This is a genomic window from Nitrospirota bacterium (genome assembly GCA_040757595.1).
Lineage (GTDB): Bacteria > Nitrospirota > Nitrospiria > Nitrospirales > Nitrospiraceae > JBFLWP01.
Genome location: JBFLWP010000001.1, coordinates 288,765 through 311,913 on the forward strand (window position 1 = coordinate 288,765; position 23,149 = coordinate 311,913).

Below are 23,149 nucleotides of genomic sequence, written 5' to 3' on the forward strand. Positions count from 1 at the left end.
TATGGAGAGGTGGAATGAAGACCATGACGTACAGACAAGCCCTCGGACTCTCGATCGGCCTGCTCGGCCTCTGGCTCGCGGTCCCCGGCCAGGCCGAGGCGGCCCCGCCTGGCGACTCGACCCCCACGACCGAATCCACTTGCACCTTCGGCATGACCAAGGGCCAAGCCAAGCAGAGCTGCCAGGTGCCGATCCCTCCCGGCTGCCTCGTCGCCCGCGTCCCAGACACGACCAAGCCCTGGGCCAACATCTCGAAGGGGGGCAACACGAGCTGCCGGTTCAGCGAGAAGGACACGGACTGGAAGACCAAGATCACCGGCACCTGCGACCGGTGCAAGAGCAGTCAATGCTCGGCGCGGTTCGCGGTGGTCTTCGACTGCTCGGGCACCGGCGCCCCGTACCAGCCGCAATCCCGATAGGCGCCGTTCATCGGCCGGCTCGTCGCCCGGCACGGCCTGACCCATGGTCCTGACCGAGCGGATCAAGCAGGAAGCGCGGCACCTGGGGTTCGACGAGGTCGGGATCGCCCGCGTTGATGCTTCCCCCGCCTCCCCCTCCCGGCTGCCCGATCAACTGTTGGCCAGGCTCCGTGAATGGCTCCGGCGCGGCTATCACGGCGCCATGGCCTGGATGGCCCGCACTCCCGAGCGCCGGGCCGACCCTGGATTGGTCCTGCCCGGCTGTCGCTCCGTGATCGCGGTGGGTATGAACTACTATACGGGGCACCGGGCGGACGAAAGTCCCGGCCACGGACGGATCGCCCGCTACGCCTGGGGCCAGGATTACCACCGGGTGTTGGCCGGGCGGCTGGAGGAGTTGGAAGAACGGATCAAGGGGCTCGCCCCGGATGCCCGGACCCGCAGCTACGTGGACACGGGCCCGATCATGGAAAAGGCCTGGGCCCAGCAGGCCGGCCTCGGGTGGATCGGCAAACATTCCAACCTGGTCTCGCCCCGATTCGGCTCCTGGCTCCTCCTGGGGGAAGTCCTGACGACGCTGGCCCTTGAGCCGGACGAACCGGGCACGGACCTCTGCGGGTCCTGCACCCTCTGCCTCCGCGCCTGTCCGACCGGCGCCATTGCAGAACCCTACATGGTGGACGCGACCCGATGCATTTCGCACCTGACCATCGAACTGCATCGTCCGGACGACGAGATTCCCGCCGAGCTGGCGCCCAAGCTGGGGAACCGCATCTTCGGCTGCGACGACTGCCTGGACGCCTGCCCCTACAACGTCGAGGCCACGCCGACGACGGAGCCGGCCTTCCAGCCATCTCCGCTGACCCTGGCTCCCCATCTGGCGACGCTCCAGAAGCTGAGCGAGCAGGACTTCGCGTCCACGTTCCGGCACAGTGCGATCAGACGAGCCAAGCACGCCGGCCTGCTCCGCAACGTCCGGCTCTCGCTGGAAAACCTGATGCCCCGGACCGCCGGCCGCTAGCGCGCCCCGCCTGGGCCGCGCCGGAGTCGGCCCTTGAGCCTTGCCCTTCAGCCCGGCTCGCAGTACCATGAACCAACAAGGATGAAGGCTGAATTCATCGTTCGTACTTCCACCTTGTCTTGACATGCGTTCCCCAATCCTCCTCGTGATCGAAGACGAAGAGCGGATGCGCCGGCTTTTCGAGCTGGTGCTGAAGGCAGAGGGCTACGACCTGATTCTGGCCAGCACCGCGGAAGAGGGGATCCGAATCCTGGGCGAGACGCCGGGGGTCGACCTGGTCATCACCGACCTCCAGCTCGGCAGAGCCACGGGCCTGGACGTGCTCGAAGCGGCCAAGCGACTGGCGCCGGACGCGCCGGTCCTGATCATCACCGGCTTCGGCACGGTCAAGTCCGCCGTCGAGGCCATGCGCAAGGGCGCGTACGACTACATTTCGAAGCCGGTCGACAACGAGGAGCTCAAGCTGATCATCGCCCGGGCTCTTCAACTCCGGCGGCTTTCGCAGGACAACCAGGCCCTGCGGGCCGGCCTGCGCGAGCGGTTCGGGTTCGACCGGATCGTCAGCGCTTCGCAAAGGATGGCCGAGGTCAAGCGGCTGGCCATGGAGGTGGCCCGCACGGACGCCACCGTGCTGATCACCGGCGAAAGCGGGACCGGCAAGGAGCTGCTGGCCCGCGCGATCCACTACGCCAGCGCCCGCGCCGACGGGCCCCTGGTGAACGTGAACTGCGCGGGCATCCCGGAGAGCCTGCTGGAGTCCGAGCTCTTCGGCTATGAAAAGGGCGCCTTCACCGACGCCAAGAAGGCCAAGATCGGCCGGTTCCAACTGGCGGACCGGGGCACGCTGTTCCTGGACGAGATCGGGGAGATGAGCCCGACCGCGCAGGTCAAGCTCCTGCGGGTGCTGGAAGACCGGCTCGTCGAACCGCTGGGCGGGGTGCGCGGCGTCAAGGTGGACATCCGGTTCATCTGCGCCACCAACCAGGATCTGCTCGATCTGATCAAGAGGGGCCGGTTCCGCGAAGACCTCTACTATCGCCTGAACGTCTGCCCGCTGCACATCCCGGCGCTGCGCGAGCGACCGGAAGACATCCGGGCCCTGCTCGAATCGTTCCTGCAGGCGGCGGAGCGGGAGCGGGGCTCCCGCATCCGCAAGGTCTCCTCCGAGGCCCTCGCCGCGCTGCAACAGTACCCCTGGCCGGGCAACGTGCGGGAGCTGCACAACGTGGTGGAATGGCTGACCATCAGTTGCAAGGACGGGGAGATCCGGCCCGAGCACCTTCCCGCCCCCTTGCACCATTCGGGCCCGGCGGCGACCAAGGAACTGCCGTCGCTGCTCTCGCTCGGCCTGTCGGTGGACGAGTTGGAAAAGGCGATGCTGCAGGAGGCGCTGCACAAGACCGGCGGGAACGTGTCGGAAGCCAGCCGCCTGCTGAAAATCACCCGCAACACGCTGCGGTACCGGATGGCGAAATACAACCTCCAGTGAAGCGTCGTTCGTATCTCGCGTCTCGTCACGAGGTACGCCTCACGATGGACGAGCGACGGCATGGAACGGACCGGGGGCCTTCAAAAGAAGTTTTTCGTCGCTCTCTTGATCGTCGGGATCGTGCCCGGCGTCGCGGCGCTCCTGGCCACCTACCTCTACAGCACCGAGAGCCTGAAACATTCCATCGGGAACGGCTTCCAGGAGATCGCGCGCTCGACCGCCATCCGCATCGCCGCGGCGGTGGACATGGAAATCGACCGCGCCGAGCGGCTCGCGCTGGTGCCGGTCCAGATCCGGCAGGCCGTGGAGAAAGCCAACCGCCGCTTCGACGGCAAGACTGAGGCGCAGATCCGGGCCCTTCTGAAAGCCGAGCACGCCGACTGGCTGGCGGCCCGCTCGAAGGGGCTCCCGCTCCCCTTGCCCAGCACCACCACCTATCTGAACGAATGGGCCCGCGAAGTCGGCTACTACGTGCGGGTCGTGATCGCGGACAGCCGCGGAGCGCTCGTCGCGGCGTCCGATCCCAAAGCCTCCTACCTCTACGGCGACAAGGAATGGTGGCAGGAAGCCTTCGAGGAAGGCACGGCCTACGTCGGCTCCATCCAGTTCGACCTCCCGCTCAACGACTACGTCTTCGAGGTGGCCGTGCCCATTTTCGACAAGCGCCATACGGAGCCGATCGGAGCCGTCGGGCTGGTCGTCAGACGCGCCGTGCTCGTGAATACGATCCTGCCGATCCACATCGGCAAGACCGGCCACGGGATGCTCCTGGATACCGAGGGCACCCCGCTCATCTGTCCGGTGCTGCCGCCGACCGCACACCTGATCCACCAGGCCCTCCTCAATCAACTGGCCCGGGATCAACCGCTGTGGCTGGTCGCGGAGGACGACGCCCACGGCGGCCACAATTCCATCGTCGGAGCCGCCCCGGTCCAGTTCGCCCACAAGCTGAGCACGTCCAGCCTGGGAGGCGAGCGCTGGTTCTCCTTCGTCCGGCAGCAGCCGGAGGAGACCTACGCGCCGATCTATTCGCTGTTGGTGACGGTCGGGCTGATCGGGTTCGGGCTGGTCATCGTCCTGGCCTCGCTGGGCTTCGTCGTGGGGCGGCGCATCGTCGGCCCCATCCTGACGCTCCGGCGCCAAGCGGATGCCCTGCGACGCAACGTGGCGGCGCTGCCCGAGTCAGTCGACGCCTTCACGCCCCAGCCGGACCCGACTCCGGTCGAGATTCGCACCGGCGACGAGATCGAGGACCTGGCGCGGACCTTCCAGGCCATGCGGAGCGCGCTGGAAACGAGCCTGCGCACCGTCAAGGCCCAGCAGGAGGAGCTGATCCGGCGTGAAAAGCTGGCCTCGGTCGGCCAGTTGCTGGCGGCGCTGGCGCACGACCTGCGGAATCCCCTGGGCGTGATCCGCAGTTCCGCCCAACTGGTGCTCGAGACGCAGCAGTCGGACGCCGTCAAGCAGGAAGTCGCCCGGTACATCATGGACGAGGTGGACCGGCTCACGCACCGGATCAACGATTTCCTCCGCTATGCGCGGCAGAAGCCGCCGGAGCCCAAGGCCATGGCGCCGGACGCCCTTGCGGAAGCCGCCCTCTGGCAGTGGAAGGCGCAGGAAAGACCCGAGCGCATCGAGGTCCTCACCGACTTCGCCGAGCACCTCCCGTCCGTCAACGTGGATCCCCAGCAGGTGAAGGAAGCCCTCGTGAACCTGCTCATCAACGCCCGGGAAGCCATGCCGGACGGGGGCCGCCTGACGGTCTCGACCAGAAGCGACGACGGATGGATCGAGATCGAGGTGGCCGACACCGGTTGCGGCATCCCCCGGGCCAGCCTGGAGCGGATCTTCGAGCCGTTCTTCACGACCAAGGAATACGGCACCGGCCTGGGCCTGACCAACGTCAAGCGGTTGATCGAGGGCAACGGCGGCACGCTCACCGTGGACAGCGAAGAGGGGAAGGGCAGCCGGTTCCTGGTCCGATTCCCATCCGGCCGGGCCGCCGGAGCCACGGCTTGAGTTGCCCGTCGGTCAAGGCTATCATGGGGCGTTGAAGGAACCCGTCCGCGATGTTTTGGGAATCCAAGCCGAGTCGGAACAAGCCACGCCAGTGCTCCTTCTGCGGCAAGCCGGAGCCGGCCGTCAGAAGCCTCGTCGAAAGCCCGGCTCCCTACCAGTGCGAGAGCTGCCACGCCGGCGCCAGCCTGCTCATCTGCAACGAGTGCGTCAAGCTCTGCAACACGTTCCTGGCCGAGGGGGGCGGGGCCGGGCCTACCGGCGGGGGCCAACCGGCGGTGCTGCCCAAGCCGACCGAGATCAAGGCCCTCCTGGACCAGTACGTCGTGGGCCAGGATCGGGCCAAGAAGGTGCTCTCGGTCGCGGTTCACAACCACTACAAGCGGGTGTTCAGCCGATCGCGCCTGAAGGAGGTCGAACTTCAAAAGGGCAACATTTTGATGATCGGCTCGACCGGCACCGGCAAGACCCTCCTCTCTCAGACCCTCGCCCGCATCCTGCATGTTCCCTTCGCGATCGCCGACGCCACCACGCTGACGGAAGCCGGCTACGTCGGGGAGGACGTGGAGAACGTCGTGCTGAAGCTGGTCCAATCCGCGGACTTCGACGTCAAGCGGGCGGAGGCCGGCATCATCTACATCGATGAAATCGACAAGATCAGCCGGAAGTCCGAAAGCGCCTCGATCACCAGGGACGTCTCCGGCGAAGGCGTCCAGCAGGCGCTGCTCAAGCTGGTGGAGGGCACGGTCTGCAACGTGCCTCCCAAGGGCGGCCGCAAGCACCCGGAGCAGGAATACATCCAGGTCAACACCACCAACATCCTGTTCATCTGCGGGGGCGCGTTCGTGGGGCTCGACCAGATCGTGGCCCAGCGGACCACGCACCGGCAGATCGGGTTCGGATCGGGCCCGACCGCACGCGAGGCGGCCGGGCACAGCGGCCTCCTGGAGCGGACCCAGCCTGAGGACCTGCTGAAATTCGGCCTGATCCCGGAGTTCATCGGCCGGTTCCCGGTCTTGACGACGCTCGCCGATCTCGACGAGGCCGCGCTGGTCCGCGTCCTGACCGAGCCCAAGAACGCGCTGATAAAGCAATACCAGTCCCTGTTCGAGCTGGAGCAGGTGCACCTGGAATTCACCCCCGCGGCGGTCAAGGCGATCGCGCATCGCGCGGCCTCGATGAAGACCGGCGCGCGCGCCCTCCGGGCGATTCTCGAGGACGTCATGCTGGACCTCATGTACGAGGTTCCGGCGCTGAAAGGCGTCAAGGGGGTCGTCATCACGGACGACGTGATCACGGGGTTGGGGCAACCGCAAATCCTGACGTAAGACGTGAACCGTGAGGCGTGAGACGAAACCCCTTACGCCTCGCCCCTCACGAACATGGCGTCCAAAATCCTCGTAGTGGACGACGACCCCAAGTGGCTGCGGGTGGTGTCCCTCTACCTTCAGGCCCACGACTACCGGGTCGACACGGCCGTGGACGGTGAAGCGGCTCTGCGCAAGATCTCCGAGGATTGCCCGGACGTCATCGTCGCCGACATCGGCATGCCCGGCCTGGACGGGTACGAGCTCTGCAGCCAGATCCGACGGGACGCCAGGACCCGCGCCATCCCGTTCATTTTCCTCACCGCACGCGATCAGGACACGGACCGGACCAAGGCCCGGAAAATCGGCTCCGACGACTACCTGACCAAGCCCTGCCCGCTCGAGCGGCTCACCCAGAGCGTGGAGACCCTCATGGATCGCCTCCAGCTGGTGCGCAACATTCCCCTGGAACGGATCGGCCTGAGCGGCCGGCTGGAGGACGTGGACCTGTTGGACATGATCCAGGCCTTGGAGATGGAGCAGAGAACCGGTGCCCTCGTGCTCAGCCACGGCGAGCGGACCGGCACGATCTATTTTCAGGACGGCGTGATCGTGGAAGCCGACATCCGCTCCCCGAAGCGGGAGGAGCCCCTGTTCATCTTGCTCGGGTGGAAGAGCGGTCGGTTCCTGTTCCTTCCGGATGCGGTTCCGGAGCGGATGCCGATCACGGCGAGCATGGCCAACCTGCTCCTGCAAGACCTTCGAACGCTGGAGGAGCACGAGGCGGCGGCTTCGCCCCGAGAGGCTCCCGACGAAACCGGGAGCGGAGCGCAATCGGAGCTGGTTGGAAGGATTCTGAATCGTCTCGAGGCGGTCGCGGAACAGATACGCACGTCACGGACGGTCGTCGGGGAGCCCCCGCCGGCCAGCATCCGCCTGCTGGTCGCCGGCGTCCGCCGGTCCGGCAAGAGCGAGCTGATTCATGCGCTGGTCAAGGACCTGTCCTCCTCGCGATGGGCCGCCGTGGGCGTCGAGGAGCCGCAGCCCAACCACCGCATTGATGTCGGCCGGATCAGGATCTCGCCTAAAACCGTCCTGCACCTCGTCGCCGTCCGCACCGAGAAGCGGTTCTGGTCGGTCTGGGAACAGTACTTGCCCGAGGCGACCGGCCTGTTGTTGCTGGTCGATCCTGCCTCCGGGGACTCGCTGGTCCACACCCAGGCATTCCTGAAAGCCCGTGAAGCCCTGGCTCCGGACCTTCCGGTACACGCGCTCATGCCTTCCAAGGCGGCGGACAAGGCCTTTCTCCACCTGCCGGACTCGGCCATCTCCGTCGGTTCGCTGAGCGACCAGACGATGCGGCTGACGGCCCTCGACGAACTCCTTCAACAGTGGCTCGATGCCTAAGGCGGCTGGCTAACGGCCGCCAGCTAGTCGCTTTCCCCGTTACGGCGCGTCCGCCGCGCAGCGGAAGCCCAGGGTTGGCCCCCAGTAGGTCATCTCGTCCCATCCCCGATAACTGGTTCGGAGTTCCAGCGGCCCCTGGCTCCAGTCCCCCCCGCGGAAAACCCGGAAGGAGCCCCTGAGCGGCCCCTGCGGATCATGGGCCGGAGCCGTCGCGTAAAAATCGTCCGCGTACCAGTCTTTCACCCATTCCCACACGCCGCCGGTCAGATCGAAGACCCCATAAGGCGAGGCGGTTCCGGGAACCGCCCCGACCGGCCCCGTGCCGTTACCGTCCGGCTTCAGAGCCCGCTCTTTCAGCCTCACCTTGACGACGTCGAAGGAATTCCCCCAGGGGTACCGCCGCCCATCGGTACCGCGCGCCGCTTTCTCCCACTCGGCCTCGGTCGGGAGGCGCCCTCCCTTCCATTCGCAAAAGGCACGAGCCTGTGCCCACGTCACGTTCGTCACCGGGTGGTCGGCCTTCTGGGGATCGTCAAAGGCGCGCGTGTCCTTCGGCGGCGAACAGGCCCCACTCCTGACGCAGGCGCGATACCGTTCGTTGACGACTTCGTACTGGTCGATCCAGAAGGAGCTCACGTAGGTGCGATGTCTGGGTCTGGTATCGGGCAGCCCGTCTTCGGAGCCCATCAGGAATTCTCCGGCCGGAATCAACACCATGCCCGGCGGCGACGGGATCCCCTGCTGCGCCAGCCGACGCAGTTCTTCCTGCTGAGTCGTCGCCAGTTGCTGATTCACCTTGACGATCTCTCCGGAATCATCCCGCTCCTCGGCGGCCGGTTTGCGACCGGGCTCCTGCTTCTGGCCGGCCATCGCCTCCCGCCCGGAGGCCAGCGCGGGGGGGACGGCGGTCCCCGCGGGCGGCTCCGGCACCGTGACGGTCTCGATCCGCACCGTGGTCCTGGCCACCTCCCGCACCGACTGTTCCATGTCCAACGTCCGCGCCTTGCGCTTGCTCGTGCTTCTGCCAGCCAGGCCGATGGCCGTGAAGTCGAAATCCGGAATGTTGGCCAGCAGCGGAGTCGCATAACTGATGGGCACGGCGAAGGCCATGCCTTCCGGCACGATTCCGGAGGGATGGTGGAACTTGGTCGTCATGATCCCGATCACTTCGCCGAATCGGTTGAACACCGCCCCCCCGCTATTGCCCGGATTGACCGCGGCATCGATCTGGAAGACGCGACGCACCCCCTTCGTGCGAACCGCGGTCACGCGCCCGCGCGAGACCGAGACCTCGCGCAGCCCGAAAGCAAACCCGGCCGCGATGACTTCCTGATCCAGCCTCACCATGCCGGCATAGCCCAATGGTGCTTTCGACAATCCGACGGTCTCGATTTTCAGCAGGGCCAGATCCTGGTCGCGATCCGCGCTCACCAGCAAGGCCGGCGCGCGAAACTCCCCCGGCGTGACGACCGTGATCCGTTTGGCGTTGGAAACGACGTGGTAGGCGGTCAGGACGTACCCGTCTTCGTGCACGATCACGCCGCTGCCGGCCGGCTTCTCGGTCGGTCCCGGCTGACTTTCGGCGGCGCTGGCGCTGCCCGAGCCTAGCAGCAACAATAGGAACAGAGCAGTCCGTATCATTTGCCAATCGGGATCGTCACGCTGATCGCTCCTGCGTTCTGTCCCAGCCTGAGCCCCTCCCTGGGGTGGCCGGTCCGGTCCGGAGCGCCCTTCGGCTCTCCGTGACATTCCAGACACCGCCGCGTCGTGTAGAGCGGGTACATGAGTCTCAGCGCCCCGCTCTTGGCGGTAACTTCGCTGATCACCTTCTCCTTCGGATAGGCGGAGGCGGCAAATTCCTGGAGCGCCGCCCGCTCGAAGGCGTCGGGCCCGTTCGACGGATTGCGCGGAGCAAGCGCCGTCTGTTTGAGCCGTACGCCCGTCAGCTCCAGAAACCGCCCAGCCACCCGCGCACCGAAGACGGCGGGAATGAATCCCTTGAAGCCGACCCCCCGCTGGTTGATTTGGGCCTGAGCTTCCGCCACGACCTGCTTGCCGGTCGTGACGAGGACCGGAAGCAACTCCTTGGCTCGCTGCGGCACGCGCGCCGTCGCGAGGTCGCGCAGGTCGATCGTGGAACGGCTCCGGAAATCCTCGACGAGCTGCTGCTCGAACACCCCCGGAGAAAATCCCTTCTCCCCTTTGCCGGGATCGTCGAAGAGATCCTGATTTTCATTGATCACAGCGCGGCCGGATTCGAGGAGAATGGCAAGAAAGCGCGCCGTCGTTTCGAATTCGAGCACGGTCTGAAGGGCCGGACCCTGCGGCGAAAACTCCCGCTCCTTCGCACAAACGCCTTCCGCGGGGAACGCCGCCACCCACCCCACGGCCATCAGTGCCGGCAACACCCAACGCTCAACGGTCCGCATCGAGTCTGCCCTCGGCGCAACCGGATTTCGAAACGTTCGCCCGTGGCGAAGAGACGCGGCCCGCCCGCCTGCTGAACGCTCGGCAGGCGGGTAAAGCACGCTCGCAACGATGGTACTGGCGGTTCGGGGGCAAGTCAAGGCATTCGGGCACGATCAGCGGGATCGGTGGATGTCGATCACCGTATTGTCCTCGTCCAACTCGACTGTGACTGTCGCGCCTGCCTGGAAGACCGAGAGCTTGCTCCCGCTCAGCGTATCGACCGGAAACCGTTCGATTCCCTCCGGAGTCGAGAGCTTGATCTCTTCCCAATAGAGGTCCGCATAGTCCAACCTGCCGTTCACGAGGCGATGTCCGGCCGGCGGAACGCCCGCCTTGTGCGCATCTACGAGCACGTTGCCCTCGTCAACCACCAGGGTCACCTGTTCGCCCGGCTGGACTTCGTGCAGTCCCATCCGTTCGGCTTTCCCTGGGCTAATGCCGCGAAACTGCAGCCCGTTCGGCGGCTGCACGAAGATCAGGCCCGACCGAATCTTCTTCACCTTTCCGGTCATGGTCTTGTGTGTGCCGATGCCTCCATGATCGCTCTGATCGGCCAGCGCCGGAACCGCCATTGACACCATCGCCAGACTCAAGATCGAAGCCGCAAGGCGCATGACGTTCCTCCATGGCAACACGGCCGGGATGCACGACGCGCGTTCCATCCCGGCCGCGGGTTGACTCCGTCTCCCAGCTCCTCATTACTGAGCCAGTATCGGTGCGGGCACCGAGATCCCGTATTCCTGAACGGGCGTCACCATGACCGAGAAGTTGAACAGCTCGTCCGCAGCGACGTCGTTGATCCCGTGCGCCCGTCCCTGGAGCATCCTGAAGAACCGGTTCATCTCGACCTTGACGGTGCGTTGATCGCCCCGGTTCATGGCGTCACGGACGAGGTTCAGCTTCTGCAGGTAGGGATCCCAGTTCGAGGAGGGATAGTTAGTTTTGTAGAAGGCCAACGAGTTCGTGATCTCGTCGACCCAATTGCTCTGGGCCAGCGCGATGGCCGCGACCAGACACAGGGAGCAGGCACCGGCCAGGGCAATCGACAAGCGATTCAATCCGGGGCCTTTCATAGCCACCTCCTTCTTTGATCGCGTTCCGCTTCGCCCCATTGAGGCGGGCTCAGAAGCCGAGGCTGGAAATCTCGTCCTGCAGCCTCATGTCCTCGAGCGTCTGCTCATCGAAGATCTGCCGCTCGCCGTAGGGGCTCTTGGCGTCCTCCCTCCCTATGCTCTCCGGCACCTTCATCGGACGCTCCATGCCGGGACCCAGTTCGGTGTGGGACGATGCCTCCTTCTGCGGCGCGGCCTTGGTCTCAATGTTCTGTTGCGTCGCCTCCTTTTGCACTGAAGAGCCTTGCCCCGGCTGATCGGCCGCGAGGACCAGCGGAACGCTGAGCAGGGCCAGCGCGACGACGATGACGACTCCGCCTATGAGCGCATGGACTCTCATAACCACACCTCCTTCTTGAACGACGGGGTTGGGACTGCTGGTGACCGCCTGTCCAACAATGCCGTATAGCCTCCCGCCCACAGAACGTTCGATTAGGCTCCGGAAGAGTGCAGTTGTTCGACGCGGCGGGCCCCAACCTGACGGCACACCAGCAATTCGTACTCGAACCCTCGCTTGCGGAGAAGGACGACGCCCTGACGACTCAGGGCGTCGACGGCGTGGAAGATCTCGTTCCAGCTCAATTGGGGGAGTTGCCGGCTCAACTGTTCCATCGTGATGACCGAGCCGGACGGGAGCGCCTCGAGCACGAGGGTTTCGGAACGTGGTCTCTCGGAAGCCATGGCTACCCCTCAGGCAAAGCCCGGCTGCCCAGGCTTGCCTCGATCCGCCTCACCAAGCAGGCAGATCGTCAGGCCGCATGCTTCGAGCTGGATCCTGTCTGTTCGGAGCGACCGGCAGGCGCCGTTTCGTCCCCGATCGTCATCCGTCGCCCGGAGTACAGGATTTCCAGGCAGATGAAAACCAGTGACAGCAAAGCCACGAGACCTGCAACGATCCCCCAGTATCCCCACGACATGGCAATTTCTCCGGCCAGGCCGGCGTTGTTACGCTGTCTTCCGGTATGTTCCCCCGGCAGCCTCCGCCTGGCCCTCCGCCACAAAAACCGGTTCATGCTCGACGCTCGGCGTGAGCAGCCCGGCCAGGAACAGCCCGACCAACAGAGCCGACGCCGCGAACAGGAACCCGACCGGCACCTCCGGCCAGGAGCGCGGCTGCGTCATCGGCACGGTCTCTCCGGGCCTCGTCAGGGCGTCGGCTGAGGCAAGGTGATCGAAGCGATCCGCGACCTGCTCGTGGTGAATCGAGGCGATGGTAACCGCAGCCAGTTGCTCCTGAGTTCCAGCGCGGGCTTCTCGGTACCCATCCTGAACCAGCGTAAAGGCGGCGATTGCCTCCCCCATCCGCTGCTGCACCTGGCTCGCGAGCTGATCGTGGGCCAGGCTGGTCGCCACGATTTGCCACCCAAGCAGCGACTGATGAAGGCGCTGGTAGTCCTCCTCCATCCGGCCGGCGTTCAGCTCGGCGAGACGGATCATTCGCCGGTTGTAGCCCCCGTCAAGTTGGGCCGGCGACAGGAGCCCGTTTTTCACGCCTCTCGTCGTAAAGTTCACGATCGTGCGCCCCAGCACGTACTGGACCCGGATGGCATGGTCGGCCTCCAGGGAGGTCTCGTACATTCCGACCCGCTCAACCAGTTCGAACGGCGTGAACTGCACGCGCTGGCCGGTGAGCAGCGCCCGGCTCAGCGCCATCGCGGCCTTGGCCATGTCGCGCTGTTCCTGCCGCTCCAGGAGGTAATCCTCCACGATCGCCTGTCCCAGAGCCGGCTGCACCCATTGCATCGCGTCCAACGGGCTCACGAGCTGTGCGGCCGAGTCCGTCTGGGATGCGGCCGCTTCGAGGGTGCCGTTTGCGGATATGAAGATGAAGTATCCGCCGAGCACCGTTGCAAAGACGCCCACCGCGACCATCAAATCGACTGGTTCAAGCCGTCGTTTCATCGCAACCTCCTCCCTTGCCGCCCCGGCCGCCGTTTCGGCTCAGCCGAGCGCCATCACCGTGACCAGGGTTATCCCCGTCTCCGCACCCCTTCTGTGTGAGGCAAGCGCAATGCCACGCAGCTTCCCTCCAAGCTCTTGATCTTCTTCATGAGACCGCTCGATGGACAGAGTCATCCTGGTGGCTTTCCACCACCAACAGACCAAAACCACCAAGATCACCTGCCTCAAGCCGGTGCGTGCGACAACCGATACTAGAGGTGCCCCGTGTCCCGGACTCGGAAGTTTCCCCGTTCTTTGCCGTGCTCCGATCAGCACGAGACGATTGCGCAGCGCGTCTCGACAAGATCCGCATCGAGAAAGATGCAACGAGAATTGTACAGAGTCAGAATCAGCCGGACAGGGCAACTCTGTCACGGGGACAGACGGGCCACCTGTGAAGTTGTGGAGGTCACCCAGAAGGGGATCGGGCTGAAGACGGAGATGACTCTGGCCCAGGGCGATTCCATAGAGCTCGAATGTGCGCTCTCAGCCCGGCACCCGCTCCGCTGCACGCTGCAGGTGATCCATGCGGCCTACCCGCACGTGGGGGGACGGATTACCGTCATATCCCCCGACCATGAACGGCAGCTCTTCCGGTTCATCGAGGACCATGCGGCCGCCTGCTTAGGCACCTGCTGAGGGGAAGCGGCTCATGGTCTTCAGCCATTCAGACAGCTCTCGCGACTCCACCTCCCTCGTCTACCTCCTCTCCGCCATGCTGATGCTCAGCACGGTGTCGCCCGTGACCAAAGACGTGTTGAAAGAGGGCACCATCCCTCCGTTCGAGCTGGTCTGCCTGCGGCTGTTGATCGCCTTCCTGTTTCTCTTCCTGATCGCGCTGACCGGCCCGCGCCAGGAGCTGTTCGGCTTGACGTGGAAAGACGTGTTCCGGTTGACCCTGCTGGGTCTCCTGGGAGTCGGGGTGGCCTACGGATGCGCCGCCTGGGCTCTGCTGTACACCAGCGTGACCCACTACGCCCTGATCTACAGCCTCAACCCCTCCCTGACCGCCCTGTTCAGCTTTCTCATGAGAAAGGAGCGGTTGAGTCTCGCGAAGGTCTCGGGGATCCTGCTGTCGCTGGCCGGTTGCCTGCTCTCGATCCCGGAGGGGTTTCAGGACCGGGGCGTCGGGTTCGGCGATGCGCTGGTCTTCGTCTTTACGGTTTCCGCCTCAGCCTCGATCGTGCTCAGCTCCGGCATCGTGCGACGGTACGGGGCCCCCATCGCCACCACCGTCATGTTCGGCAGCAGCACGTTCATCCTCCTGTTCGGGGGCCTTGTCTGGTCGGTCCCCTACAACCTGCACCTGACGGTCAAGGACGGGTTCTGGATCCTGTACATCGGGCTGGCCACGGCCGGCGTCTTCGTTCTGCGCCACCTCTCGCTGAGGGCCCTCTCGCCGGTCACGGTCGGTGCATTCCACAACCTGGTCCCGATTTTCGGGGTCGTGCTGGCCTATCTGTTTCTGGATGAACCGGTGACGGCCCAGATGGTGCTCGGAGGGGCCACGATCCTGACCGGGGTGGAGCTGGTCAGGCGCGGCTGAACGGAGGGCCGTTATTTCAGCTCGGCGACCGTGACGCCGTCTCCGCCTTCGGACCGGTCCCCCGGCCTGAACGAGGCGACGTAGGGAGAGTGGGTCAGATACTCCCGGACGGCCGTCTTGAGGCGGCCGGTTCCGTGTCCGTGAATGATGCGGAGGAAGGGCTCGCCGTTGAGCGCCGCCCGGTCCAGCGAGGCCGTGACGGCTTCCACGGCTTCGTCGGCGGCCATGCCGCGGAGGTCCACGACGCCGGCGGCTTCGGAGTCGGCGGAGGACCCTTGCCCGTGGCGCGCCGGAGCAGGCCGCCCGCTTGACCGCTGGGGCTCCGCCCCCTTGCCGGCCAGCCCCACGAGGCCCGACGGGGCCACGGACATCTCAGTCTCGCCGATGCGGATCCGCACGCGCTTCCTCCCCTGCGGCGCCTCCAGCAACGTCCCGACCGTGCCCAGCCCGACGATCTCGACCCGATCCCCCGGACGAAGCCGCTCGACCGGCACGGTCTCGGCCGGCTTCACCAGAAGCTGGCGGGCCCGCTCCCCAATCTCCGCCAGCCGTTGTTTGGTCTCGCGAGCCCTGGCCTGCGTCCGTTCGTGCTTCAGCTCGTCCAGCGCGGCCTGCACCTGAGCACGGGCGTGCAGGAGCGTCTCCGTCAGCTTCCGCTTGGCTCCCTTCCGCTCCTCCTGCTCCGAGCGGCGCAGCCGCTCCGCGATCGCTTCCGCCTCCCGCGCGGACCGCTCCGCCTCCTCTCTGAGCGCCGCGGTCCGCTCGAGGTCCTCGTCCAGCCGCCGCTGCCGGTCGTGGAGATCCGTCAGCATCCGCTCCAGCGTCTGGTCCTCCCGCCTCAGGAGTCCGCGGGCGTGGGCCAGCAGCTCCTCGTCCATCCCGAGACGGCCGGCGATCTCGATGGCGGAGGAGCCGCCGGGCAGATTCATCAGGAGCCGGTAGGTCGGAGCCAGCCGGGCGACATCGAACTCGACGCAGGCGTTCAGGAAGCCGGGCGTCGTCTGGGCCAGGACCTTGAGCCGGTTGTAGTGGGTCGTCACGATCACCTTCATCCCCAGCGAGGCCAGGCGCAGCAACAGGGCCTCCGCGAGCGCCGCCCCCTCGGCCGGGTCGGTGGAGGTGACGGGCTCGTCGAGGAGCACGAGCGCCCCGCTGCCTCCCGACGGCGCCTCTCCGGCCCCGCGAGGCCGGGACGCCGAGGCCGCGTGCTCCAGGAGCCGGATCATCTGGGTGACGTGGGCGGAGAAGCTGGAGAGGTCCCGGGTCAGGTCCTGGGCGTCCCCGATGTCCGCGTAGACCTCCGGAAAGAACGCCATGACCGAATCGGCCCCGCAGGGCACCGGCAGGCCGGCCCGCACCATGAGCGCGAACAGGCCGAGGAGCTTGAGGGTGACGGTTTTCCCGCCGGTGTTCGGTCCGGAAACGATCAATACCCGCACGGATTCGTCCAGCAGGATGTCGTTGGCGACGACCCGCTCCCTGGCCAGGACGAGCAGCGGATGACGCGCCTGCCGCAGCGCCACGCGCCCGACCCCGTTCAAGGCGACGACCCGGCCGTTGACCAGCCGGCCGAAGGCCGCTTTGGCCGCGATGCAGTCCAGCTCGGCCAGGCCTTCGGCGCCCAGCTTCAGCGCCAGCCCGTGGGCCGCCACCTGGACGGACAGGTCCGCGAGGATCCGCTTGACCTCCCGCTCCACATCCAGCTCCGCGACCTTGATCCCGTTGTTCAACTCAACCAGCTCGCGCGGCTCGAAGAAGACCGTGGCCCCGCTGGCCGAGACGTCGTGCACGATGCCGGGAATCTTCGTGCGCATTTCCGACTTGACCGGCACGACGTACCGCCCTTCCCGTTGCGCGAAGTACCGCTCCTGCAGGACCTCGGCGTAGCGGGCCGAGGCCAGGATCGCCTCCAGCCGGTGCCGCATCTGCTGCTTGAGGTCCTGCGCATGGCGGGTCAGCCGGCGCAGATCGGGCGTGGCCGACTCGCGGACGTTGCCTTCCTGATCCACGCACTGGTCGATCGCGTCCCTGAGAGACTCCAGTTGGCCCAACCCCTCCACGCCCGACGCCGCGGCGCAGAGGGCCGGGGCCTGCTCGGCCCGAGCCCGCAGGTAGCGGACGACCTGCCTCCCCACGCCCAGCAGGATCGAGAGGTCCCGCAGGTCGTGAGCCTCCAGGGACGCGCCCTTGGCCGCACGGCCCAGGGCCTCGCGCACGTCGGGGAAGGCCGGCGACGGGAACGGGTCCGTGCCCTCGCCCAGCGCCAGCATCTCCGCGGTTTCCCGGAGCCGGCTGGTCGCCGCATCGAGCCCGGCCTCCGGCGGAAGGGATCGGCACCGCTCGATCCCCATGGTGGAGCGAGCCTGGCCGGCCAGGATCTCCAAGACCCGGTCCCATTCGAGCACGCGCTCGGCCTGTCGGAATGGCGTCTGGCCATCCATGTCGCAGGCATGCTATCGGGCGCCTCGGGCACCGTCAAGCCTCGCCGACAGGACGGAAGAAGAAGAAAGGGAAAGGGAGGGAAGGGATTACCGCAGACAGACCTGGTTCCGCCCGCTCTGCTTGGCGAGATAGAGCATGCGGTCCGCCATCTGGATCAGTTCTTCCAACTCGCGTCGTCCTCCGCAAGAAGGAACCACGGTGGCGCCGCCGATGCTGATGGTGACGGGAACGGTCTCCGCCCCTCCCTCGCGCAGGAATGGGCTGACCGCCACGGCTTCCCTGACCCGCTCGGCGATGTCCCGCAACTCCTGAACGGAGGGAGAGAGCAGGATGATGAACTCCTCTCCGCCCCACCGCCCGATGACATCGGTGGGACGGAACTGCTGCAGGAGCAGGGTCCCGAGCGTCTTCAACACCTGGTCGCCGACGGCGTGCCCCCAGGAATCGTTGATCAGCTTGAAGTGGTCGATGTCCGCGAGCAGGACGCTGAGCGCGTCGGCGTCGTGGGCCGCCCGGCCGACGATCCGCTCCACCTTGTCCATCCATCCGCGGCGATTCAGCAGCCCGGTCAGGGGATCGAGCGAGGCCAAGGCCTCAAACCGATCCTTGAGCTCACGATACTCCTGCTCGCGCTGCTTCGAGTCCGTGATGTCGGTAATGGTTTCCACGGCCAGAAGCCGGCTGTCCTTCGAGCGGATCGGGGACCACTGGACCAGCAGCCACTGTCCGTTCGGCATGGGAACCTCCGAGGAGGTGGCTTTTCCGGTCCGCAGGGCCTCGAGGGCCCGGCAAAATCCGCACCGGGCCGGCTGCTTCGGGATGTGCTGATAGCAGGTCTTCCCGTCGAGCTGGCCCATCAACTGCCGGCCGCTTTGATTCTGATACCGGACCTCCCACCGATCCGTGTCGATCACCGAGATGATCGCGGGGCTGGCGTCGATCAGCTCACGAATGCTGAATCCCTGTGCCGACGTGGCGGAACTCATCGCGGATTCCCTGCCGTGTGTCGATCCTGCCGGATTGGCTGACTGCGGCGGTCACGCCGCCGGAGGTGCGCGGCAGGCTGGCCGCCGGAGCGGCCAGCCGTGCCTCTCGCCGGGAGGGCTTGCGCCTTCCGGGCGATCCATTCGGTGGGGGAGAACGGAATCATGCGCTGAGCTTCACCGTCTCGTAGGTCCGCCCGGCGTCCCGACCGGCCAGGGCCTTGCCCAGCCGCGAGCGCAGGAGCAGCCGGCGCTGGCGGATCTGCGAATCCACCACGTCGCCGCACGTGATGCACCGCCAGGCGCGCAGCCAGAGATGCCCGCTGTCGTCTTCCATGTCGATGTAATGATCTACCACCATGAGTCCCCGGCACCGTTGGCATTTCATCGCGGCATCCCCTTTCTGCGCGCGGATCGGTCGCGCGCCTGAGTCGCCCGCCTTCGCTCACCCTCCTGCCAACCGAAACAGGAGCATCGAGAGCCCCGTCAGCAGACTGGCGGCTCCCACCCCCATGAAGAGCACGATCGTGGCCGATAGGTTCATGTCGTTCACCACGGCGTCGAGCTTGCGCCCCCGCTTGCCGATTCGGCTCCTGTTCCGTGCCATACGCCCCCCGCGTTCGTTATCGGCGTCCACGGGACTTTCCTTAACCTGTCCCCCCTCAACACCCCAGCAACCGCTGTGCCAACGCGAAGACCGCGGATTTCCGCCGGCTCCCCTTCGAGCCTGGCGAGGAGCGCACCATCCCTTCCCCGGACGACTGGGCATTCCCTGCCGGCCCAGGCAGGAACGGCGCAAAGGGCAGCCCCCCGGCGCTCAGGCGCCAACCGGCTCCCTTGATTTGCGGCCATCTTCCCGTCACACTGGCGGCGGTTTTTCTCGGTTGCCGACCGTTGAGAGAGTCCCGTGAGCCTTACATCCGCAGAGTTGGCCGCCGTCCTCCGCGAAATCCGTCCGGCGTTGATCGGAGGCTGGATCCAGAAGGTCTTCCAGCCCGCACCGCACACGATCACCCTGGAAATCCGATCGTCCGGGAAGACCTTGCTCCTTCTGCTCTCCGCCGACCCGGGCACGGCCCGCCTCCACCTGCTCTCGCAGCGCCTGCCCAACCCGCCCTTTCCGCCGTCCTTCTGCCAGTTCCTGCGCGCCCAGATTCAGGGCGCCCGCATCGAGGCGATCGAGCAGGTCGGGGGGGACCGCGTCGTCCGCCTGGGCCTGACGGCCCACGCCGGGCCCCGGGCGTTGCTCGCCGAGCTGACGGGCAAGAAGTCCGATCTCCTGCTGCTGGACGCCCAGGAGCGGGTGCTTGCGACCCTCAACGAGGGCTCCGAGGAGGCAGGCGCGCTCTATCACCCGCCGGCCAGACCTCCCCACGCTACGGGCGGAGCAGACGTCGCGGAGCCTCTGCCTCAGCCCGGTCGTCCCTCTCCCTTTCCCCTGTCTCTGGCCATCGAAGAGCGGTACGGGCAGCGTGAGGAGGAGTTGACTCGTGAGCGGCTGCGCCAGGCCCGACTGGGGGAGCTGCGCAAGGCCGTCAAGAAGGCCGTCAGACGGATCGAGGCGCTCCGATCGGACCTGGACAAGGCGGAACGGTACAGGGACTATGCACGTTACGGGGAGCTGTTGAAGGCCAACCTCGGCCGGATCAAGAAGGGACAGGAGCAGATCGCCGTCGTGGACTACTTCGATCCGGCGCTCCCCGAACTGGTCATCCCGCTCGATCCGGCCAAGGGCCCGCAGGGAAACATGGACGACTGTTTCCGCAAGCACCGCAAGCACCTCTCGGCTCAACAGGAGATCCGTCCCAGGCTGGAGGCGGCGGAGAGGGAGCTGGAGCGTGTCCGGGCGGAGATGGCGGCGCTGCAGCGTGAAGAATGGACCCCATCGCCACCGGAATCGGCCCCGGCCCGACAAGATCGTTCCCGACCCATCGCCCGTCACCCATCACCCGTCACGCGTCACCCCTCCCGCTCCGGCCCCTTCCGCCGCTTCGCGTCGGCCGACGGCCTGCCCATCTACGTGGGCCGCAACGCCCGCGAGAACGAGGAGCTGACTTTCAAGTTCGCCCACAGCGACGACCTCTGGCTCCATGCCCAGGGCGCCCCCGGCTCGCACGTGGTCGTGCGGCTGGGGAAGGGCGACGCCCCGCCGCCCGAGACCCTGAAAGACGCGGCGACCCTGGCCCTGCTCTACAGCGACTTGAAAAAGAGCGGCAAAGGAGAGGTGATCTACACCAGAAGGAAATGGGTCCGGAAGGCCAAGGGACAGCCGCCCGGCACGGTGACCGTCACGCAGGAGAAGGCCGTCTTCGTCCAGCTCGATCGCACCCGATTGGACCGGCTCAAGGAAGGGCTGGGCTGAGCCGCTCTTGACACTTGCCTCGAAGGGGCCTAGCCTTGGGCCCATCCTGCGGCTTCTTCTTATTGCCGGTGAGCAGGCGCGCGCCCCTCTGAGCCGGAACCCAACCCGGCGGCTCGCCGGCTGGTGGCCAGGCGATGCCGCTCCGCGGGCAGACGGTTCTGATCACTGGCGCCTCAAGCGGGATCGGCGCGGCCACAGCGCTGGCCCTGGCCGGTAAAGGCGCCCGGCTCCTGCTGACGGCCCGCCGCGAGGACCGGCTCAAGGCCGTTGCGGAGGACGTCAGGGCCGCAGGAGGACGGGCGTCGGTCTACCCGGCCGACCTCGCCGACGCGCCGGCGGTGGCGCGCATGGCCGCCGGCGTCCGCGCGGACGCCGGCGTCCCCGACGTGCTGATCAACAATGCCGGCGCGGGCCGCTGGCTCCCCCTGCTCGAAACCTCCCCTGACGACGCGCGGCGCATGATCGAGGTGCCCTACCTCGCCGCCCTCTACGTGACGCGCGAGTTCCTCGGGGACATGGTGAAGCGGGGAAGCGGCCACCTGGTCAACGTGACCTCCCCCGCGTCTTTCCTGGCCTGGCCCAACGCCTGCGGCTACATCGCGGCGCGTCACGCCTTGCGCGGCTTTACCGAGGCCCTGCGGGCCGAGCTGCGGGGAACGGGGCTTCACGTGACGCTCGTCGTGCTCGGCAAGGTCGCCAGTTCCTACTGGACGCACAACCCCGGCAGCGAAGAGAAGGCCCCCAAGGTGGTCTCCCTGCTCGCCAGAGACCTGACGACGGACGAAGCGGCTTCCGCCATCGTCGAGGGCCTCGAACGGCGCCGGCGCCAGATCGTCAAGCCGGCCATCTACCGATTGCTGATGAGCCGCTACGTGCCGGCCTGGGTGACCGGCACGATGGCCGGATGGCCCGGCTAGGCCGTCTCGCCTCGCCTGGCGCACAGACGAAAGGAGGGGCCCATGCCCAGCTCCAGGACAACCGTCGCGCCGCCCGCTCCCACCAGCGATGAGGACCGGCGGGTCATCTTCCAACCCCTGCGATTCCGCAGCCTGGAGGTCAAGAACCGGCTGGTCCGGTCGAACGTCTCGGGGACGTTCGACGACTACAACGGGCACGGCACCAACGCGCGCCTCAACTGGGAGGAGAAGTTCGCGCGTGGCGGGGTGGGGGCGATCATCTCGTCCTTCACCCCCGTGACGGTCCGCGGGCGCATCATGACCAGCTACGCCATGATTGACCACGACGACAAGATTCCGTTCTGGCACGCGGTGGGCGAACGCGTCCACCGCCATCAGTGCAAGTTCATCCTCCAGTTGAGCCACTCCGGCCGGCAGCAGGACGTGGGCGGGGTCGAGAATCTGTACAAGAAGGCCCAGAGCTCGACCAGCCGGAAGGACTATTTCCACGGCCTCCTGAGTCAGGCCATGACCAAGCAGGATATCCGGGAGACGATCGCGCTGTTCGCGGAAGGCGCGCGGCGGGCCAGGGAGGCGGGGCTGGACGGGGTCGAGCTGCACGGGGCGAACGGCTACTTGATCACGCAGTTCCTGAGCTCCGGCATCAACGACCGGACGGACGAATACGGCGGGTCCGTCGAGAACCGGACGCGGTTCGTGATCGAGATCGTCCGGGCGATCCGCGAGCGGGTCGGGCGCGGCTTCCACCTCCAGATGAAGATCAACGCCGTGGACCACAACGACTGGCTGTACCCCTGGGAGAAGAAGGGCAATACGCTCCAGGACACGATCGAGATCTGCCAGCGGCTGGAGGACGGGGGCGACGGTGTGGACGCCTTCCACATCTCCAGCGGCAGCACCTTTCCCCACCCCCGCAACCCGCCCGGCGACTTTCCGCTCGTAGCGGCCAGACGGTGGTACGACATCATGCTGAATCAGGGCGTCCGGACCCACTTCAATTACTTCGTCTTCAACCACCGCCTGCCGGGGCTGGCCTTCCGGTGGCTGTGGCGGCGCCGTCGAGGTCCGGTGATCGAAGGGATCAACGCCGAGTACGCCAGGGAGATCAAGCGGCACGTGCAGGTGCCCGTCCTCTGCACCGGCGGGTTCCAGCACGCGTCGCGCATCGCCCAGGTCATCCGGGACGGCTGGTGCGATGCCGTCTCCATGGCGCGCCCCCTGATCGCCAACAACGACCTGCCCCGGATACTCGATCGGCAGGACGGGCCTGATCCCGGGAAGGAATGCACCTATTGCAACAAGTGCCTGCTGAACGACCTGGAGAACCCGCTCGGGTGCTACGAGCTGTCCCGGTACGACGGGGCCACCTTCGAAGAACGATACCGGAACATGATGGACAGCGTGATGTCGGTCTTCTCCCCGCCGACCTTTACGGCCATGCCGCGCCAAACCGGAGGGGGCGCCCCCTCCCCCGACCGATGAGACTCCCTCCCGGAAAGACCGCGAAACGGCGGGCCCCGAAAGGAGAACGAACCATGGGACAGGATGATCCGCTGACACCCGTTGAACTCGAGATGCGTAAGAAGCAGCGGTGGCGTCGGTTGGCGGTGCTCGCGTTGGTCCTCGTCGCCGCGTATCTGTTCAGGCAGAACGGGTTCTGCTGAAAATCCCCCTCTGGCGTGCTTTTCCGGAGGACTTGGCATATCCTTCGGAGGACG

23 protein-coding genes are annotated in these 23,149 nt (G+C 66.5%); 12 read left to right on the forward strand and 11 right to left on the reverse strand.

The genetic code is table 11. From position 1 onward, the window contains the following. Nucleotides 1-14 precede the first annotated feature (14 nt). From AB1411_01500 to AB1411_01525, 6 genes are all read left to right on the forward strand, one after another. A complete protein-coding gene (locus AB1411_01500) occupies nt 15-419 on the forward strand; it encodes a hypothetical protein (GenBank protein MEW6542266.1) in 405 nt (134 codons plus the stop codon). 43 nt (nt 420-462) lie between these two features. Beyond that, nucleotides 463-1,440: a tRNA epoxyqueuosine(34) reductase QueG gene (gene queG / locus AB1411_01505; protein MEW6542267.1), complete on the forward strand. Its 978-nt coding sequence runs from the start codon at nt 463-465 to the stop codon at nt 1,438-1,440. A gap of 124 nt (nt 1,441-1,564) precedes the next feature. Further along, on the forward strand, nt 1,565-2,929 hold the full coding sequence (locus AB1411_01510) for a sigma-54 dependent transcriptional regulator (GenBank protein ID MEW6542268.1): 1,365 nt from the start codon (nt 1,565-1,567) through the stop codon (nt 2,927-2,929). A gap of 60 nt (nt 2,930-2,989) precedes the next feature. Further along, nucleotides 2,990-4,948, forward strand: coding sequence for an ATP-binding protein (locus AB1411_01515; protein MEW6542269.1), 1,959 nt, complete (start codon nt 2,990-2,992; stop codon nt 4,946-4,948). A gap of 50 nt (nt 4,949-4,998) precedes the next feature. Beyond that, a complete protein-coding gene (clpX, locus tag AB1411_01520) occupies nt 4,999-6,273 on the forward strand; it encodes an ATP-dependent Clp protease ATP-binding subunit ClpX (GenBank protein ID MEW6542270.1) in 1,275 nt (424 codons plus the stop codon). 54 nt (nt 6,274-6,327) lie between these two features. Then, nucleotides 6,328-7,659, forward strand: a complete 1,332-nt coding sequence (locus AB1411_01525) for a response regulator (protein MEW6542271.1) — start codon at nt 6,328-6,330, stop codon at nt 7,657-7,659. Nucleotides 7,660-7,698: 39 nt separating this feature from the next. Here the strand turns inward: AB1411_01525 and AB1411_01530 are convergent, their stop codons facing one another. The 7 genes from AB1411_01530 to AB1411_01560 form a co-directional block, all read right to left on the reverse strand. Further along, on the reverse strand, nt 7,699-9,300 hold the full coding sequence (locus AB1411_01530; protein ID MEW6542272.1) for an SUMF1/EgtB/PvdO family nonheme iron enzyme: 1,602 nt from the start codon (nt 9,298-9,300) through the stop codon (nt 7,699-7,701). After that, nucleotides 9,297-10,067: a DUF3365 domain-containing protein gene (locus AB1411_01535; GenBank protein MEW6542273.1), complete on the reverse strand. Its 771-nt coding sequence runs from the start codon at nt 10,065-10,067 to the stop codon at nt 9,297-9,299. Before AB1411_01535 ends, AB1411_01530 begins: the two co-directional genes overlap by 4 nt. 174 nt (nt 10,068-10,241) lie before the next feature. After that, nucleotides 10,242-10,742 (reverse strand): hypothetical protein, encoded by a 501-nt coding sequence (locus AB1411_01540; GenBank protein ID MEW6542274.1) that lies wholly within the window; start codon nt 10,740-10,742, stop codon nt 10,242-10,244. Nucleotides 10,743-10,826: 84 nt separating this feature from the next. After that, nucleotides 10,827-11,201, reverse strand: coding sequence for a hypothetical protein (locus AB1411_01545; protein ID MEW6542275.1), 375 nt, complete (start codon nt 11,199-11,201; stop codon nt 10,827-10,829). Nucleotides 11,202-11,250: 49 nt separating this feature from the next. Beyond that, entirely contained in the window at nt 11,251-11,580 is a 330-nt protein-coding gene (locus tag AB1411_01550) for a hypothetical protein (protein MEW6542276.1), read from the reverse strand. 92 nt (nt 11,581-11,672) lie between these two features. Next, nucleotides 11,673-11,921 (reverse strand): hypothetical protein, encoded by a 249-nt coding sequence (locus tag AB1411_01555; GenBank protein MEW6542277.1) that lies wholly within the window; start codon nt 11,919-11,921, stop codon nt 11,673-11,675. A 264-nt stretch (nt 11,922-12,185) separates the two neighbouring features. Further along, the gene (locus AB1411_01560; protein MEW6542278.1) at nt 12,186-13,142 is read right to left on the reverse strand and encodes a hypothetical protein; all 957 of its coding nucleotides are present in this window, start codon (nt 13,140-13,142) and stop codon (nt 12,186-12,188) included. A gap of 360 nt (nt 13,143-13,502) precedes the next feature. On the opposite strand from AB1411_01560, the gene AB1411_01565 reads away from it, so the two are divergent. Both AB1411_01565 and AB1411_01570 read left to right on the forward strand, forming a co-directional pair. Then, nucleotides 13,503-13,820, forward strand: a complete 318-nt coding sequence (locus AB1411_01565) for a PilZ domain-containing protein (GenBank protein MEW6542279.1) — start codon at nt 13,503-13,505, stop codon at nt 13,818-13,820. Between the two features lie 13 nt (nt 13,821-13,833). Continuing rightward, a complete protein-coding gene (locus AB1411_01570) occupies nt 13,834-14,727 on the forward strand; it encodes a DMT family transporter (protein MEW6542280.1) in 894 nt (297 codons plus the stop codon). A gap of 11 nt (nt 14,728-14,738) precedes the next feature. On the opposite strand, the gene AB1411_01575 is transcribed toward AB1411_01570, so the two are convergent. The 4 genes from AB1411_01575 to AB1411_01590 form a co-directional block, all read right to left on the reverse strand. Then, entirely contained in the window at nt 14,739-17,168 is a 2,430-nt protein-coding gene (locus tag AB1411_01575) for an endonuclease MutS2 (GenBank protein MEW6542281.1), read from the reverse strand. An 87-nt stretch (nt 17,169-17,255) separates the two neighbouring features. Beyond that, nucleotides 17,256-18,155 carry a diguanylate cyclase gene (locus AB1411_01580; protein ID MEW6542282.1) on the reverse strand — a complete coding sequence of 300 codons (900 nt, stop codon included), beginning with the start codon at nt 18,153-18,155 and terminating at the stop codon, nt 17,256-17,258. 160 nt (nt 18,156-18,315) lie between these two features. Next, on the reverse strand, nt 18,316-18,540 hold the full coding sequence (locus AB1411_01585) for a hypothetical protein (protein ID MEW6542283.1): 225 nt from the start codon (nt 18,538-18,540) through the stop codon (nt 18,316-18,318). A gap of 57 nt (nt 18,541-18,597) precedes the next feature. Then, nucleotides 18,598-18,759 (reverse strand): hypothetical protein, encoded by a 162-nt coding sequence (locus AB1411_01590; protein MEW6542284.1) that lies wholly within the window; start codon nt 18,757-18,759, stop codon nt 18,598-18,600. A 300-nt stretch (nt 18,760-19,059) separates the two neighbouring features. Here AB1411_01590 and AB1411_01595 point away from each other — a divergent pair, with 300 nt between their 5' ends. The 4 genes from AB1411_01595 to AB1411_01610 all read left to right on the forward strand — a co-directional run bounded on the left by AB1411_01595 (nt 19,060) and on the right by AB1411_01610 (nt 23,095). Next, on the forward strand, nt 19,060-20,514 hold the full coding sequence (locus AB1411_01595; protein ID MEW6542285.1) for an NFACT family protein: 1,455 nt from the start codon (nt 19,060-19,062) through the stop codon (nt 20,512-20,514). A 134-nt stretch (nt 20,515-20,648) separates the two neighbouring features. Beyond that, nucleotides 20,649-21,431, forward strand: coding sequence for an SDR family NAD(P)-dependent oxidoreductase (locus tag AB1411_01600; protein MEW6542286.1), 783 nt, complete (start codon nt 20,649-20,651; stop codon nt 21,429-21,431). A gap of 42 nt (nt 21,432-21,473) precedes the next feature. Beyond that, nucleotides 21,474-22,913 (forward strand): NADH:flavin oxidoreductase, encoded by a 1,440-nt coding sequence (locus AB1411_01605; protein MEW6542287.1) that lies wholly within the window; start codon nt 21,474-21,476, stop codon nt 22,911-22,913. Nucleotides 22,914-22,966: 53 nt separating this feature from the next. Continuing rightward, a complete protein-coding gene (locus tag AB1411_01610) occupies nt 22,967-23,095 on the forward strand; it encodes a hypothetical protein (GenBank protein ID MEW6542288.1) in 129 nt (42 codons plus the stop codon). Nucleotides 23,096-23,149 lie beyond the last annotated feature (54 nt).

Coding starts and splice junctions, on each gene's coding strand:
- AB1411_01500 (MEW6542266.1), top strand. CDS start 15: ATGAAGACCATGACGTACAGACAAGCCCTCGGACTCTCGATCGGCCTG.
- queG (MEW6542267.1), top strand. CDS start 463: ATGGTCCTGACCGAGCGGATCAAGCAGGAAGCGCGGCACCTGGGGTTC.
- AB1411_01510 (MEW6542268.1), top strand. CDS start 1,565: ATGCGTTCCCCAATCCTCCTCGTGATCGAAGACGAAGAGCGGATGCGC.
- AB1411_01515 (MEW6542269.1), top strand. CDS start 2,990: ATGGAACGGACCGGGGGCCTTCAAAAGAAGTTTTTCGTCGCTCTCTTG.
- clpX (MEW6542270.1), top strand. CDS start 4,999: ATGTTTTGGGAATCCAAGCCGAGTCGGAACAAGCCACGCCAGTGCTCC.
- AB1411_01525 (MEW6542271.1), top strand. CDS start 6,328: ATGGCGTCCAAAATCCTCGTAGTGGACGACGACCCCAAGTGGCTGCGG.
- AB1411_01530 (MEW6542272.1), bottom strand. CDS start 9,300: ATGATACGGACTGCTCTGTTCCTATTGTTGCTGCTAGGCTCGGGCAGC.
- AB1411_01540 (MEW6542274.1), bottom strand. CDS start 10,742: ATGCGCCTTGCGGCTTCGATCTTGAGTCTGGCGATGGTGTCAATGGCG.
- AB1411_01545 (MEW6542275.1), bottom strand. CDS start 11,201: ATGAAAGGCCCCGGATTGAATCGCTTGTCGATTGCCCTGGCCGGTGCC.
- AB1411_01550 (MEW6542276.1), bottom strand. CDS start 11,580: ATGAGAGTCCATGCGCTCATAGGCGGAGTCGTCATCGTCGTCGCGCTG.
- AB1411_01555 (MEW6542277.1), bottom strand. CDS start 11,921: ATGGCTTCCGAGAGACCACGTTCCGAAACCCTCGTGCTCGAGGCGCTC.
- AB1411_01560 (MEW6542278.1), bottom strand. CDS start 13,142: ATGAAACGACGGCTTGAACCAGTCGATTTGATGGTCGCGGTGGGCGTC.
- AB1411_01565 (MEW6542279.1), top strand. CDS start 13,503: ATGCAACGAGAATTGTACAGAGTCAGAATCAGCCGGACAGGGCAACTC.
- AB1411_01570 (MEW6542280.1), top strand. CDS start 13,834: ATGGTCTTCAGCCATTCAGACAGCTCTCGCGACTCCACCTCCCTCGTC.
- AB1411_01575 (MEW6542281.1), bottom strand. CDS start 17,168: ATGGATGGCCAGACGCCATTCCGACAGGCCGAGCGCGTGCTCGAATGG.
- AB1411_01580 (MEW6542282.1), bottom strand. CDS start 18,155: ATGAGTTCCGCCACGTCGGCACAGGGATTCAGCATTCGTGAGCTGATC.
- AB1411_01585 (MEW6542283.1), bottom strand. CDS start 18,540: ATGAAATGCCAACGGTGCCGGGGACTCATGGTGGTAGATCATTACATC.
- AB1411_01590 (MEW6542284.1), bottom strand. CDS start 18,759: ATGGCACGGAACAGGAGCCGAATCGGCAAGCGGGGGCGCAAGCTCGAC.
- AB1411_01600 (MEW6542286.1), top strand. CDS start 20,649: ATGCCGCTCCGCGGGCAGACGGTTCTGATCACTGGCGCCTCAAGCGGG.
- AB1411_01605 (MEW6542287.1), top strand. CDS start 21,474: ATGCCCAGCTCCAGGACAACCGTCGCGCCGCCCGCTCCCACCAGCGAT.
- AB1411_01610 (MEW6542288.1), top strand. CDS start 22,967: ATGGGACAGGATGATCCGCTGACACCCGTTGAACTCGAGATGCGTAAG.